1 protein-coding gene is annotated in these 290 nt (G+C 68.3%); it reads right to left on the reverse strand.

Translation table 11 applies throughout. The features are described from left to right. Window positions 1–227, reverse strand: a 227-nt coding sequence (locus tag QSV46_RS39385; RefSeq protein ID WP_314964044.1) for a hypothetical protein, incomplete at its 3' end; no start/stop codon positions are given. Window positions 228–290 lie beyond the last annotated feature (63 nt).

Consider the following 290-nt stretch of genomic DNA (forward strand, 5'->3'; position numbering starts at 1 on the left):
GCCATACGGCCCATGCCGGTGGACGAGGTCATAAGGCGGACCTGGCGGCGGTTGACCTGGGTGAGCGTGTTGGCCACGGCGGCGAGGTCGTTGTAGGTGCCGGTGCCGACGCCGTACGTCGACCATACGGACTGCTGGCCGCCGTCGGTCGGCGCGCAGCCGGTGAGGGCGCCCAGCGTCGCCGTGGCGCTGGTGCCGAGGAGGAAACCACGTCGAGACAGGGGCATGCGGGTGATCCGTTCACTGCGGGAGTTGGGGATGGGTGCCATTCATGCATACAAGACGTGAGG

Origin of the sequence: Bradyrhizobium cosmicum (assembly GCF_032290525.1) — a bacterium.
Lineage (GTDB): Bacteria > Pseudomonadota > Alphaproteobacteria > Rhizobiales > Xanthobacteraceae > Bradyrhizobium > Bradyrhizobium cosmicum_A.